Source organism: Flavobacterium bernardetii (assembly GCF_011305415.1).
Taxonomy (GTDB): domain Bacteria; phylum Bacteroidota; class Bacteroidia; order Flavobacteriales; family Flavobacteriaceae; genus Flavobacterium; species Flavobacterium bernardetii.
The window spans coordinates 159,475-172,746 of sequence record NZ_JAANOQ010000006.1; the positions used below are offsets into that span (position 1 = coordinate 159,475).

Here is a 13,272-nt window from a genome sequence, read left to right on the forward strand (position 1 = left end):
AATATCGATGAAAAAATACATTTAATCGATGAAATACACTATTTAACAAAAAAGCCCACAAAAGTGGGCTTTTTTAAAAACTTATAAAAAACTTATAAAATAGTTTTCTTTACTAGAATCTCTCCATTTTTTAATTGAATTTTCACAATTAAAGCCTGATTATTAGATGTTAATTGATTGGTATTGAATTCTTTACTATTTATTCCTGATTTAGTGAAAATTAGTTTTCCTAAAACATCATAAACTTCAATACTTGAAATTTCAGATTGGTATGACTTAATCGTTAAGATATCATTTTTAACTAAAACATCAACTGTATTTGTTGCTACTACTTCTTCTTTTGTTGTTGTTTTATAGACTACTTCAAACCTATCATTAAAAGTACCAACTGGAGAAGTAAAGAAGTAAGAACCTTCTTTTAAATTATGAATAGCATTTGTATACTTATCTTTAATAAATACATCATGTTTAGCAAATAATCCATCTACTTGTTCAATGTTAATTTCGAAATCTCCAGCTTCAACATCTTTCAATCCTAATTTAACAATATCTTGGTCTGTAAATGGTAATCCTTTTCCTTGAATTACATATTCTTTGTTGTCAATAAAGTTATATAGCATCGTGTTAGATGTGTCTAACATTTTACCATCTATTTTCTCATCAACATCAGGAGAAGCTCCTTGAATATAACCAATTAAGATTTGGTTAATTGGAGTTGTTTTACTGTTTAAATTTAACCAAACTCTATGTTTCTCTTCTTCAATCTTTTTGCTAGATGCATTCCCACCTTTAAAAAATTGAGTTGTAGTTATAGCATCTTCTCTCATTTCATTTGTAAATTTTGCAGTATATGCACCTACAGAATTCACGAAAAATCCTTGACCTACTTGTATTTTATTATTTGGTATGGCTCCACCAGATGCAGATGCTACACCACCTAATAATGTGTAAGACGCGTAATTATTTGTTGGATAAATTCCTCCACTAGCTGGAGCAGTATGCGTCCAAAAATATAATGTTCTTACAAAACCATTATCAACAATAAATTCATCTGAACTTATTGGCGATGCATAAGGGTTTCCTAATAGATTATATCCTAAACCGATTGGCTGAGTAATAATTCCATTATTAGGAACACCTGTAAATTGACCATTAAATACTGTAGCAGTAACAGGCCAGTTATTTGCTGATCTTATCATATATCCTTTTCCAGCTACAAAATTATTTGTTGCAGTTACGGCTTGATAAGCAGTTGGAGTTGTTGTTCCCGTGTATAAATATTGGTAGAAACGAGTGGCAACCGTACTTGGAGAAAAAGCTTGTAACTGTTGTCCTGAAACTGGAGAAGACCATGCTGTATAATCTAATCTTACCATTGAAGCAGAATTTCTTTTTACAATGATATTTCCTGTATTCACGGCATGTTTTCCGTGTTGAATTAAAGCTGCATCATTGTTAATAGTTAATGATCCTGTACCATTTACAGTAATATTATCTCCCACTCTTAAAGTATGACCAGTAGCAAATGTTACCGCAACTCCTGTGTTTACTGTCACAGAACAAGCATCTAAACTTGCTGTTGAAGTATAATTCCTTGAAAATACTACTGCGGTTTTTGAGGTTGGAACCCCAGCACTCCAAGCAGAACCATTCCATGTTGTTGATGTTGCTCCACAAAACCATAATTGACTTGAAAAAACACCTCTTCCATATGTTGCAGCATAAACAGTATATGCTGTTGGTGCTGTTGGTGAATTAGGTTGTAAATCTAAATCCGTAACTTTTACATTGCTCATTCCGTTAAAAGATTGATGCCAAGTTAACGCCTGAGTTGCAGAAGTTGCAGGATTAAATCCTATAGTATACCAAACACCAAGTTCTGTACCAATCATTAGCTCATTAGTTGCTAAAGGGTTTTGTAAAATTGATCTTACGGGTAAATCAGGTAAATTACCTTCTAAACTATACCAGTTTGTTCCTCCATTAAGTGTATACCAAATACTTGTAACTCCATAATTACTCATAGTTACAAAAATTTGACTGTCATTTGCTCCAAAAGCAATATCAGAAATTGAACCTACGAAACTTGGTCCAGTAATTTCAGACCAACCAGAAGTAGCAGGCACGGCTGAAGCTGAATTTGCAGCAGTCACAGTATTTGCATTAATTATTTTTAATAATTTTCCATTTGCAGTTCCTACATATAATGTTGTAGCTGTAACTTTTCCTGGAGAAATTGCTGTTGGGTATGATGTTAACAAAGCATTCGTTAAATCAACTCTTGTAACTGTACCTGATTTAATATTTATATATCTTCTAATATAATAAATTCTTGTTGCACTATCTGAAAAATCAGAATACACAATATCGTTTGCAGAATCTAAAGCAAAGGCTGAATAAAACAAACCTCTATCAACAGTTGCATCATTTAATGTTCTTGTTCCAGTATTATTAATTGGTCTGCACACAACATTATCGTTATATACATAATTCGTAACCATATATTCATCTGTATCTTGTGAGTATAACGGAATACCACCATCTCCACCTTGAATTTCTAAACTTCCAGTAACACCAGCCGCTGCTCCTACCGTTAAACTTGGTGTTTGAGGAAAAGAGTTACTACCGTTATCTTGAGCACCTGCAACAAAAAAGTCACCTGAATTTCCAGCAATACCACCTGGTAAAACTGCAACACCCACAAATTGAGTTACATTAAATCCAGTGTTTCTTGCAACAACATCAGTACCTGAAGCTAAAGTAGCTGCAGATAAACTTGCGCAATAATAAACTCCACCATCATTTCCAAAAATTGCTGAGTTTGGTGTTCCTGGTCTGAATGTCATAGCATGTTGATCAGAATGCACATCACTACCCCAACTTGTAATTTGAGTCCATGCCGCACCACTGTTTGTAGATCTATGAATGTTAATTCCTCCAACAAATACATTGGCATCATTAGTTGGGTCTGATTCTATAAACAAATCATAAAAAGCTTGCGCACCTGTAAATCCATAAGTAGTTAAACGAGCTTCAGTTCCTGGAGATGTACCTGGCAAAGGTAAAACTGTTGGCGCGGTATTAAATCCATCTAGCGTTCTTAGTAATTGAACTTCCTTAACAGGAGCTGCAGGATCTGCCTGATCTAATTGTGATAAAACATAAATTTTATCTGCAGTTGTATGCGACGCTTCAATTTCTACACGTGCACCACCTCCATTACCAACAATAGAATGTTTTTCAGTAAAAGTAGCTCCATTATCTGTAGATACAAATATTTTCCCTCCACCATCATTAAAAGTAGTACTGTGTGTTGAAGAAACCCAAATTTTTCCTCCAACAGCAATTTCTATATCCATTGGGCAAGTTTGATTACCACTTGCTGTTGTTGGTAAATTTAATTTTGTCCATGTTGCGCCTCCGTTGATAGATTTATACACACCATAAGCACTATGATTTAAATAAGAACCACTTCCAAAACCATCTCCGACAGCTGCGTATATTTCAGAAACACCACCATTATTTTTAATAGCAATGTCATTAATTAATTGTACATTAACTACTCCGTTTCCGTTAAACTGTCCAGGTAAAGTAGGGTTAAAAGTTCCAATTGCACCTGATAATCCAGCAACAAGTAAATCTCCGTCTTCTTTTGAAACCATAAGAGAAGGAATTGTAACACCTAAACCAGAATCTGCCATACCTAGTACGCCACCACCTGCAACATTGTTCATAATAATTACTGCAACTGCACCTGCAGCTTCCGCCTGAAGAACTTTTGATTCAAAAGTACATGTCCCTCTTCTTATTAAAGCAATTTTTCCAGCCATTGAATTTGCTGGTAATAACGAACAAGCATCATCAGTTGGTGCTGTTCCATCATTAACCAATGCAATTTGAGCAGAAATTATAGGACTGCTAGGTATTGGATCACCAAAACTTGCTAAAGAAGTAACATAATTTTTATTTGTTGCACCAATAACAGATGAAGTTACTGTTAAATTAAATAATGAATATTGTGTTGAAGTTGTTGCACCACCTCCAAAAACTTGATACCAACTTTTACCAGCATCTGTTGTTTTCCATATACCATTTCCTACAACATCACCTGTATAAGATTCTCCAGTACCAGCATACCAAGTACTTGAACTTATTGGATCAACTACAAGTGTTAAAACATTTAAATTTTCTGGCAAGGCCATTCTTGTCCAAGCAGTCGCTACCGTTATATCTGTATTTTTCCATAAACCTCCACTAACACCTCCTGCAATAACAGTCTTGTTAGTAGCATCTGTAGGATCAAAAATTAATGCTTTTGTACGACCACCAACATTATTTGGTCCTCTTTCTATCCATGGGTTATCCGCACCATCACCAGGAGTTCTATTAGTTAATGCAGCTTCTCTAATATTTTCTAATTGAACTCTAATTTCTGCTAAATTTTCCCCAGTAGGTCTTCCTAAGGTTGGATTAGCAGTTAACGCATAATCTTGCTCAAAATATTTATTAGGAGGAAGTCCTTCAGCCTTTCTTTCAGATTTAGATAATAAAAATGTTTTCTTGAAAAATTCTTTATCAAGTATTTCTTGATGTTTCTTTCTTAAAACATCAATTTCACTTAATTGGTTTGGCTTTTCTAATAATTGAGAGTGCTTTTCAGACAAAATCTGAACTTTAGAAACGACATTTTGTTTAAAATTATCTTTCTGATTATCAACAATGTAATTTTTTGTAGTTACATCTTGCTGTTTTTCTTCAACAACTAAATCATCATTAGTTTGAGGAACATCTTTTAGGGAATTGCTTTTTACTTTTTCTGAATCAGAAAAAACGCTAAAAGTAACTATAGAAACAACTATAGCGACAAAAAAAAGCAAACCAAATTTTAGTAATTTTGATTTCATATCTGGGGGATAATTAATATTATAGAGGGCTATAATAATAATTATTTTAATATAATCGATAAAATATAAAAATAATCGATAAAAAACATTAATTTTTTTTGAATAACACAATAAAAACATTAATTTTTTATAAGATATATTTTGAATTTCATTAAGATAAAAATAAAAAAACAAAATTATTTTGTAGAAGCAAACAATGTTTATATATTTGCACTCCATTACACGCGGGTGTGGTGAAATTGGTAGACACGCCAGACTTAGGATCTGGTGCCGCAAGGTGTGAAGGTTCGAGTCCTTTCACCCGCACAAAAAAGCTCAAAACATAGTTTTGAGCTTTTTTTATTTTATACTTAACATGTAATCTTCCAAGCCTTTAAGCTCTTCTTCGGTCATTGTTTTAGTTATCGCGAAATTTGCTTTCATAATTTCAAACTGAGTCGGATCAACAATTGGATCGGCTTCTCCTTGTAAGAACATGGAAATACTCGCTTTTTTTTCGGTATACATTTTAGCAATTTCTTTGATGCTTGGCCCTACAATTTTGGCATCCGGTTTGTGACAAGTAGCGCACATTCCTTTTCCTTCAAACAATTCTTTTCCTAAATCTTTAGAAGAAAGTGCTGTAGTTGTGGTTTTTGTTTCCTCAATAGGATTTCCCATTGGATCCGTTTCTTTTTTTTCGCCACAGCTAACAAAACCTAAAGTCAGTACCGCTAAACAAAGAAGTTTTCTATAGTTTTTCATTTCGAATTTATTTTGATTGTCAAATCTATAACTTTATTTCAAGAATAAAAATGACAAATATCACTTCATTATTTATTTAATAAAATCGCAGCTTCTTTGGCAAAATAAGTCGAAATTAAACTCGCACCCGCTCTTTTGATACACATTAATTGTTCCATCATAATTTTATCATGATCTAACCAACCTCTTTCTGAAGCGGCTTTAATCATAGCATATTCTCCAGAAACATGGAAAACCGTTACAGGAACATTCACGGCATTTTTCACTTCACGAACAATATCTAAATACGCAATTCCTGGTTTAACCATCACCATATCGGCACCTTCTTCCACATCCATTAAGGCTTCTTTTATCGCTTCGATACGATTGGCATAATCCATTTGATACGTTTTTTTATCTTTAGGAATTTCAACATTATCAACTGGCGCACTATCTAACGCATCTCTAAACGGACCATAAAATGCAGAAGCATATTTCGCAGAATAACTCATAATTCCAACATTATGAAAACCTGCAGCATCTAAACCTTCACGCAAACGTAAAACTCTTCCGTCCATCATGTCACTTGGTGCTACAAAATCGGCACCCGCTTGCGCATGAGAAACGGCCATTTTTACTAAAGCTGCATTGGTAGCATCATTAGCAATATCACCCTTTTCAATAATTCCATCATGACCATAAATCGAATACGGATCTAAAGCTACATCTGGCATCACAATCATTTCTGGACAAGCTGATTTTATGGCTTTAATGGCGCGTTGCATCAATCCATCAGGATTCCAAGCTTCTTTTCCTGTATTGTCTTTTAAGGATTCGTCTACTTTTACGTAAATATTTACCGCTCGAATTCCTAAAGCGAAAATTTCTTTCACTTCTTCCACTGTTAAATCAATCGAACGACGACAAATTCCAACCATAGAAGGAATTTCTACTTGTACATTTTCACCTTCTGTAATAAACATCGGAAACATAAAATCACTTGGACTTAATGTGGTTTCACGAACTAAACTTCTTATGGATTCGTTTACTCTTAAACGACGGCCTCTTTGTAATGGAAACATAATTTTTTTATTTACGATTTACGATGTGGGATTTGTGATCTTAGCACACCATCCAATCTATCGGATTTTCTAGAACTTTAATTAACTTTTCTCTATAAATGTTTAACTCCGCCGGAGTTTACTGTATCTAAATTTTTTGTTTGTTGATTTAGAATTTTACTTTACTCTTACCACTACTTTTTTTGTTTCAGCAGCAGTATTTTTCTCCCAAGAACGAGCGTATTCAAAAACTAAAGTATCAACACCAGATTCTTTTCCTTTGAATTTCCAAATTTCTTTTCCACCAACACCAACCATGCCAGATTCGGCTTTATCTTGGGTATAAGATGTACTTACTGAGTCAACCAGTTTTGAAGATTGATTTTTTACCCATTTCCAAGAATATCCTGTAGTCGGATTAGACTTTAGAATCACTTCGAATGTTTCATTTTTGTTTACTTCGTAGTCTGTTTGTATTCCTTTTTGTGAGTTACAAGAAAACAAACCAGTTGCTAAAACTATAATTATTGCTTTTTTCATAATTATTTGATTTTATATCCAATCTATTGGGTTTTCTAAAACTTGCATTAATTTTTCTCTAGAAATATGTAACTCCGCTGGAATTATATCCAATCTATCGGATTTTCTAAAACTTGTATCAATTTATCTTCTGTGCTACCTTTTTCTGGATGATGGTCGTATACCCATTGCACATGTGGTGGTAAACTCATCAAAATACTTTCTATTCTTCCGTTGGTTTTTAGTCCGAAAAGTGTGCCTTTATCATGAACCAAATTGAATTCTACATAACGACCACGGCGAATTTCTTGCCAGGTGCGTTGTTCTGAAGTGAAAGGTAAATCTTTTCTTTTTTCTACAATTGGAACATACGCTTCTAAGAAAGAATTTCCAACTTCTGTTACGAAATTGTACCAATCTTCCATTTTCATGTCATCCGTTTCCTTGCAATAATCGAAGAACAAACCTCCTAAACCACGGGCTTCGTTTCTGTGAGCGTTCCAAAAATAGGTGTCACATTGTTTTTTATATTTTGGATAAAATTCTGGATTATGCTTATCACAAGCGGTTTTACACGTTTGATGAAAATGTTTTCCGTCTTCTTCAAACAGGTAATACGGAGTTAAATCTTGTCCACCACCAAACCAACTGTTGATTACATTTCCGTTATCATCATACATTTCGAAATAGCGCCAATTCGCATGAACTGTTGGCACCATTGGGTTTTTGGGATGAATAACCAAACTCAAACCACAAGCAAAGAAATCAGCTTCACCAACGTTGAACAATTTTCGCATCGAATCTGGCAATTTACCATGAACTGCAGAAATATTTACACCACCTTTTTCAAAAACTTGACCGTTTTCAATTACGCGTGTTCTTCCGCCGCCGCCTTCTGGTCGTTCCCAAATGTCTTCACGAAATTTGGCTTTTCCTTCAACTGCTTCTAGTCCAGCAACAATTTGGTCTTGAAGGTTTTGTATGTAGGTGTAGAATTTATTTTTCATTGTTATATTCTGGATAAAATGTATTACGAATTAAACTTACTTTATCTTTTTCTCCAAAAATATAATAAGCATCTTGTCCGCCGGTACTTATAGAAACAAATTCTTCTTTACAATTTGTATCTGAAATAATAACATTTAATAGTTTTTCAAAAGATTCAATATCATACCAATCACCAAAATTTTCTGGAATCAAAACATAACATTTATTTTTATAGGAAACCAAAAATTGATAATAAGCTTCTCCGTTATCGTAATCCACTTTATATTGTAAATAAGATTTAATATCTTGAATTTTATTTTTAGAAATTTTAGCAAAATCATTTAACAGAACAGTATAATCTACTGGAAATTCTCCAACTTCTGTATCAAAATTCAAACTAATTTCAGAAATATCTAAACATGCTTCAATTGTATTTAAATTTTCAACAGAAAACTCTTTCTTTTTATAATTTTCGATTTTTTCATTTGAAATTTCTGTGCTGATGATTTCATTTTTTAAAAGAAAATCATTGATTTCATTCATAGACCACAAAGAAACAGAATACCTTTTTATTAAATATTCTTTTAAAGAATCATTACTAATATTTTCTTTAATAGTATTGATAACCATTTCCTTTTCAAGATCTTCAAAATGATTTATTAACCTGTAAAATTCAAATTCGTCTGTAAAATTAAACTTCTCAAAATTTAAAAGAATCTGTTTACATATGTTTGGATCTTTAAAAAATTGATTTTCTTCTTTGATAACATCTAAAGTATCAAAAAAATCATCTTTACTATTTAAATTCTTTACTATAAACTCTCTTTTCTTTTCACTAGAAAAAGTAAAAAATAAAAGTTTCTCCGTATTTAAAAGAACTTCGTTAAAGTATTTTGTTCCTTTTAAACTTGTTAAGAAATCATTTAGGATATTAGTAACTCTATTATCTTTCGTTTTTATTAAAACTTCCAACATTGTAAGAGTAGTAGCTCTACCTCCAACTATACTCAACTGAAGTTTGTTTTCTAAATCTGATTTCTGTATGGGTTTTTTTTGCAAATAATCATAAGCTATTTCTCTTATTTTTTGAATAGCTTCTACATCTTCTTTTTCAATATATTCTGAAAAACTACTTAAAAACCAATCCATATTTTCTACATCAAATTTTTTATCAAAATAAGATTTATGAATATAATCTAAAGCTTTTTTATTATTAAAATTAGAAGCTAGCCAATAGAAAATTCTATCATTATCTTTTGACTTTCCTGATAAAAATCTTTCTTCTAAAATTTTTTCACTACCAACAACATTATTAAAACCTAAAAACTGAATAATTCTATGTTCAAAATCAGGATTATTTAATAATTTAACAATCGAATTTAAAATGTTTTGTTCTAAGTTTAGCCCTTTTTTTCTTTCTGAATAATCAAGATCTAAATCTTTCAATATTGAAATTATTTTCTCTCCATCATTACTCTCAAGAACTTTAACTATTTCAGAAATAAGGGATTTATCTCCTTTGATATATCTTTTACCAATACTAGAATTTAAAATAATATTTGCTTTATCATCCGCTTTAGCCTTCTCAGTGTTTTTTTTAACGATATAATTACTAATTAAATTCACTTCATCACTATCAGAAATAGTGATTACTTTTTGAATTTCATTTTTAGGATTGTATTTTTTAACAATCTTCTGTATGGCAAGACTGTCCTTTTTTGTGTTTTGAGAAAATGTATTTAAACTCAAAAAAAACAAACTGAAAACTAAAATTTTATTCATTTACAACTGATTACTAAAAACTGGACACTGAAAACTGCGACTGCTTACTGACCGTATTCCTTCACCGCTTCCACAAATGCTTTGGCGTGATCTACTGGGATATTTGGTAAAATACCGTGACCTAAGTTTACGATGTAATTGTCTTTTCCGAATTCGTCAATCATTTCGTGTACCATTTTTTTGATGGTTGGAATTGGCGATAATAATCTTGATGGATCGAAATTACCTTGTAACGTGATTTTTCCACCTGATAAATAACGGGCGTTTCTTGGAGAACACGTCCAATCAACTCCTAATGCAGAAGCTTTTGTTTTTGCCATATCTCCTAAGGCAAACCAACATCCTTTTCCAAAAATAATAACTGGAGTCATTTCTGCTAAAGCTTCGGTAATTTGGTTGATATATTGAAATGAGAATTCTTGATAATCTACTGGAGAAAGCATTCCTCCCCAAGAATCGAAAATTTGAATGGCGTTACAACCTGCTTTAACTTTTTCTTTTAAATATAAGATAGTTGTATCTGTAATTTTTTGTAATAAAACGTGAGCTGCAACTGGATTCGAAAAACAAAACCCTTTAGCAGTATCAAAACTTTTAGAACCTTTTCCTTCTACGGCGTAACAGAAAATTGTCCAAGGCGAACCTGCGAAACCAATTAATGGCACCTCATCGTTCAACATTTGTTTGGTCAATTTAATCGCATCAAAAACGTAACCCAACGTTTCATTCACATCTGGAACGAAAACTTTTTCTACATCTTGCGAAGTACGGATTGGATTTGGAATAATTGGTCCTAAATTGTCTTTTAATTCTACGTGAATTCCCATCGCACGTGGTACAACCAAAATATCTGAAAACAAAATAGCCGCATCTGGTTTTACAATTCTAATTGGTTGAACTGTAATTTCTGCTGCTAATTCTGGCGTTTCACAACGAGTGAAGAAATCGTATTTGTCGCGTAACGCTCTAAATTCTGGTAAATATCTTCCGGCTTGACGCATCATCCAAACTGGTGGACGTTCTACAGATTCGTTATTTAAGGCACGTAGGAATAAATCGTTTTTAAGCCCCCTAACCCCCGAAGGGGGAACTTGAATATCGTTATTTTTCATTTTATTAATTTTTTAAAACTTTTAATTTAGTATTTTTTTTAAGCTTTCCGAATTCCCCCTTTGGGGGTTAGGGGGCTTTATAATATTCTATAACTTGTTCAATCACGTTTTCAACACTTGGTTGGTACGCCGTTTTGATGTTTTTAATTTTAGTTTCAGACAACACCGCTCTTAAAGCATCAGCAGTTGTATTTCCGATGCAAAATAATTTTTCGTTGGCAAGCGTGTTCTTTTTCAAATAACTTGTTACGGCTGATGGACTGAAAAACAGAATTCCATCTACTTTTTCTGAGATTTTATGTGGTGTTAAAGTCGTATCGTAGACCTTAATTTCATTGAAACTAATTCCGTTTTCTGTTAACATTTCTGGCAAAGTATCTCTTCGAAGATTTCCGCTAAAAAAAGTAAAACTTTCATCTGAATACACCAACGTAATAATTTCGGCTAAATCTTCCGCGTAACCTGTGTACGCTTCAACTGTAAAACCGTTTTCGTTTAGTAATTCTTTCGTTTTTAATCCCACACAAAAAACCGTTTTTTGTTTTAATTGTTCGATTGTTGGATGTTGTAAAATACTTAAAACCGCATTTTGACTCGTAAAAATCAAATTTTTGTTCAGGTTTTTAATTTCGAAAGAAGCGTTTTCTGTTTTAATGAAATCGGCTTCAATGACTTGAATAGCTTCGTCTAACAATACTTGTTTTTGAATTGTAGAAAGTGTTTTGGTTGAAAGTATTGTGGTTTTATCAGACATTATTTCTTTAGTTTTTCTTTAATTTCAGTCATTACTGCTGTTCCGCCATTGGCTAAAATTTCTTGAGCACAATGGAATCCTAGTTTTTTCCATTCGGAAACTTCTACTGTTTTTTTGACTTCTAGTTTTTGTTTTCCATCAATTGAAAATAAGACACCTGTAAAATCAATTACATCTTCTTTCTCGTTATAAGTAGCTATTGCTCCAATTGGCGCGGTACAACCACCTTCTAACGTTCTTAAAAATTGACGTTCAATATAAGTACAAATTTCTGTTTCAACATGATTTAATTGCGAAACGGCATCTAAAGAAAATAAATCTTCTGCATTACAAACTACCAACATCGCACCTTGAGCTGGCGCTGGAATCATCCAATCTAATGGAATAAAAGTGGAAGGTTTTACGTTAATGCGTTCTAAACCTGCTTCGGCAAAAATGGCGCCACTCCAAGTTTCAGAATCGGCTACTTTTTGTAAGCGTGTATTTACGTTTCCGCGAATATCTTCTACAGCATGCGTTGGGTATTTGTGTAACCAGCTTGCTTTTCTTCGTAAACTACTGCTGGCAATTATGCTATTTTCTTGCGTTAGAAAATCTAAATTTCCTTTATGCACTAAAATATCTAACGTGGAAGCTCTTTCTAAAACTGCACCTTGAATAATTCCGTTTGGCAATTGCGTAGGTACATCTTTCATGGAATGCACAGCAATGTCAATTTTGCCTTGAATCATTGCAATATCTAAAGTCTTCGTAAAAATTCCGGTGATTCCTAATTCGTATAAAGGTTTGTCTAAAACAATATCGCCTTCCGATTTTACGGCAGTAATTTCGGTTTTATACCCTAAATCGTTTAACTGTTTTTCAACTGTTTTGGCTTGCCAAAGTGCTAATTCGCTATCGCGAGTTCCTATTCTAATAATTTTTTGTTTCAAGTTTCAGGTTTCAAGTTTCAATTTAATTTTTTCTCACCATTAAGGAATTAAGATTTTTAAGTTTGTTAAAATTAAGAATTATTCTTCATCTAATTTTTTAAAAAAATCATTTACCAAAGGTATTAATTCACTTGTAATTTTTATTGTATTGAAATTAATAAGCAACCCTTGAGGCTTTTTTAATATTTTCATATAAGTTAATAGTTGTGCTTCGTGAATTGGCATTAGTCTATCAACAGATTTTAATTCAATAACTATACAATCATTTACTAATAAATCAACTTTTAAGTTAGAATCAAAAACTAAATCATCATATTCTAAATTAACTATTACTTGTTGTTTAACGTCATAACCATTTTTCTCCAACTCATATTTAAAACATTTTTCATAAATACTTTCTAAAAGTCCTGGACCAAGTGCTTTATGTACTTTAATAGCTAAACCAACAATTTTGTATGATAAATCAGTTACCTCTTTTTTTGTCATCTTAACTTCCTT

At 32.5% G+C, this 13,272-nt stretch carries 10 protein-coding genes and 1 tRNA gene; 1 reads left to right on the forward strand and 10 read right to left on the reverse strand.

From position 1 onward, the window contains the following. Positions 1 to 92: 92 nt before the first annotated feature. Entirely contained in the window at positions 93 to 4,904 is a 4,812-nt protein-coding gene (locus G6N05_RS15785) for a PA domain-containing protein (RefSeq protein WP_166129404.1), read from the reverse strand. 224 nt (positions 4,905 to 5,128) lie between these two features. Between G6N05_RS15785 and G6N05_RS11820 the strand changes: the two genes are divergently transcribed. After that, a tRNA-Leu gene (locus tag G6N05_RS11820) sits at positions 5,129 to 5,210 on the forward strand. Positions 5,211 to 5,243: 33 nt separating this feature from the next. Here the strand turns inward: G6N05_RS11820 and G6N05_RS11825 are convergent. From G6N05_RS11825 to G6N05_RS11865, 9 genes are all read right to left on the reverse strand, one after another. Beyond that, on the reverse strand, positions 5,244 to 5,648 hold the full coding sequence (locus tag G6N05_RS11825; RefSeq protein WP_166129407.1) for a c-type cytochrome: 405 nt from the start codon (positions 5,646 to 5,648) through the stop codon (positions 5,244 to 5,246). A gap of 68 nt (positions 5,649 to 5,716) precedes the next feature. Next, positions 5,717 to 6,709: a porphobilinogen synthase gene (gene hemB / locus G6N05_RS11830; RefSeq protein ID WP_166129411.1), complete on the reverse strand. Its 993-nt coding sequence runs from the start codon at positions 6,707 to 6,709 to the stop codon at positions 5,717 to 5,719. A gap of 156 nt (positions 6,710 to 6,865) precedes the next feature. Continuing rightward, positions 6,866 to 7,228, reverse strand: coding sequence for a protease inhibitor I42 family protein (locus G6N05_RS11835; protein WP_166129415.1), 363 nt, complete (start codon positions 7,226 to 7,228; stop codon positions 6,866 to 6,868). Between the two features lie 83 nt (positions 7,229 to 7,311). Next, positions 7,312 to 8,214, reverse strand: a complete 903-nt coding sequence (hemF, locus tag G6N05_RS11840) for an oxygen-dependent coproporphyrinogen oxidase (RefSeq protein ID WP_166129419.1) — start codon at positions 8,212 to 8,214, stop codon at positions 7,312 to 7,314. Beyond that, positions 8,204 to 9,976, reverse strand: a complete 1,773-nt coding sequence (locus tag G6N05_RS11845) for a hypothetical protein (RefSeq protein ID WP_166129423.1) — start codon at positions 9,974 to 9,976, stop codon at positions 8,204 to 8,206. Before G6N05_RS11845 ends, hemF begins: the two co-directional genes overlap by 11 nt. Before the next feature lie 44 nt (positions 9,977 to 10,020). Continuing rightward, positions 10,021 to 11,088 (reverse strand): uroporphyrinogen decarboxylase, encoded by a 1,068-nt coding sequence (gene hemE, locus G6N05_RS11850; RefSeq protein ID WP_166129427.1) that lies wholly within the window; start codon positions 11,086 to 11,088, stop codon positions 10,021 to 10,023. Positions 11,089 to 11,155: 67 nt separating this feature from the next. Further along, on the reverse strand, positions 11,156 to 11,842 hold the full coding sequence (locus tag G6N05_RS11855; protein ID WP_166129432.1) for a uroporphyrinogen-III synthase: 687 nt from the start codon (positions 11,840 to 11,842) through the stop codon (positions 11,156 to 11,158). Further along, positions 11,842 to 12,774 carry a hydroxymethylbilane synthase gene (gene hemC / locus G6N05_RS11860; RefSeq protein ID WP_166129436.1) on the reverse strand — a complete coding sequence of 311 codons (933 nt, stop codon included), beginning with the start codon at positions 12,772 to 12,774 and terminating at the stop codon, positions 11,842 to 11,844. Before hemC ends, G6N05_RS11855 begins: the two co-directional genes overlap by 1 nt. A gap of 78 nt (positions 12,775 to 12,852) precedes the next feature. After that, positions 12,853 to 13,260 carry a GxxExxY protein gene (locus G6N05_RS11865; RefSeq protein WP_166129441.1) on the reverse strand — a complete coding sequence of 136 codons (408 nt, stop codon included), beginning with the start codon at positions 13,258 to 13,260 and terminating at the stop codon, positions 12,853 to 12,855. Positions 13,261 to 13,272 lie beyond the last annotated feature (12 nt).

What these genes read in the sequence shown, in the direction of transcription:
- G6N05_RS11825 (WP_166129407.1), bottom strand. Translation starts at nt 5,648, where the DNA reads ATGAAAAACTATAGAAAACTTCTTTGTTTAGCGGTACTGACTTTAGGT.
- hemE (WP_166129427.1), bottom strand. Translation starts at nt 11,088, where the DNA reads ATGAAAAATAACGATATTCAAGTTCCCCCTTCGGGGGTTAGGGGGCTT.
- hemB (WP_166129411.1), bottom strand. Translation starts at nt 6,709, where the DNA reads ATGTTTCCATTACAAAGAGGCCGTCGTTTAAGAGTAAACGAATCCATA.
- G6N05_RS15785 (WP_166129404.1), bottom strand. Translation starts at nt 4,904, where the DNA reads ATGAAATCAAAATTACTAAAATTTGGTTTGCTTTTTTTTGTCGCTATA.
- hemF (WP_166129419.1), bottom strand. Translation starts at nt 8,214, where the DNA reads ATGAAAAATAAATTCTACACCTACATACAAAACCTTCAAGACCAAATT.
- G6N05_RS11835 (WP_166129415.1), bottom strand. Translation starts at nt 7,228, where the DNA reads ATGAAAAAAGCAATAATTATAGTTTTAGCAACTGGTTTGTTTTCTTGT.
- G6N05_RS11855 (WP_166129432.1), bottom strand. Translation starts at nt 11,842, where the DNA reads ATGTCTGATAAAACCACAATACTTTCAACCAAAACACTTTCTACAATT.
- G6N05_RS11845 (WP_166129423.1), bottom strand. Translation starts at nt 9,976, where the DNA reads ATGAATAAAATTTTAGTTTTCAGTTTGTTTTTTTTGAGTTTAAATACA.
- G6N05_RS11865 (WP_166129441.1), bottom strand. Translation starts at nt 13,260, where the DNA reads ATGACAAAAAAAGAGGTAACTGATTTATCATACAAAATTGTTGGTTTA.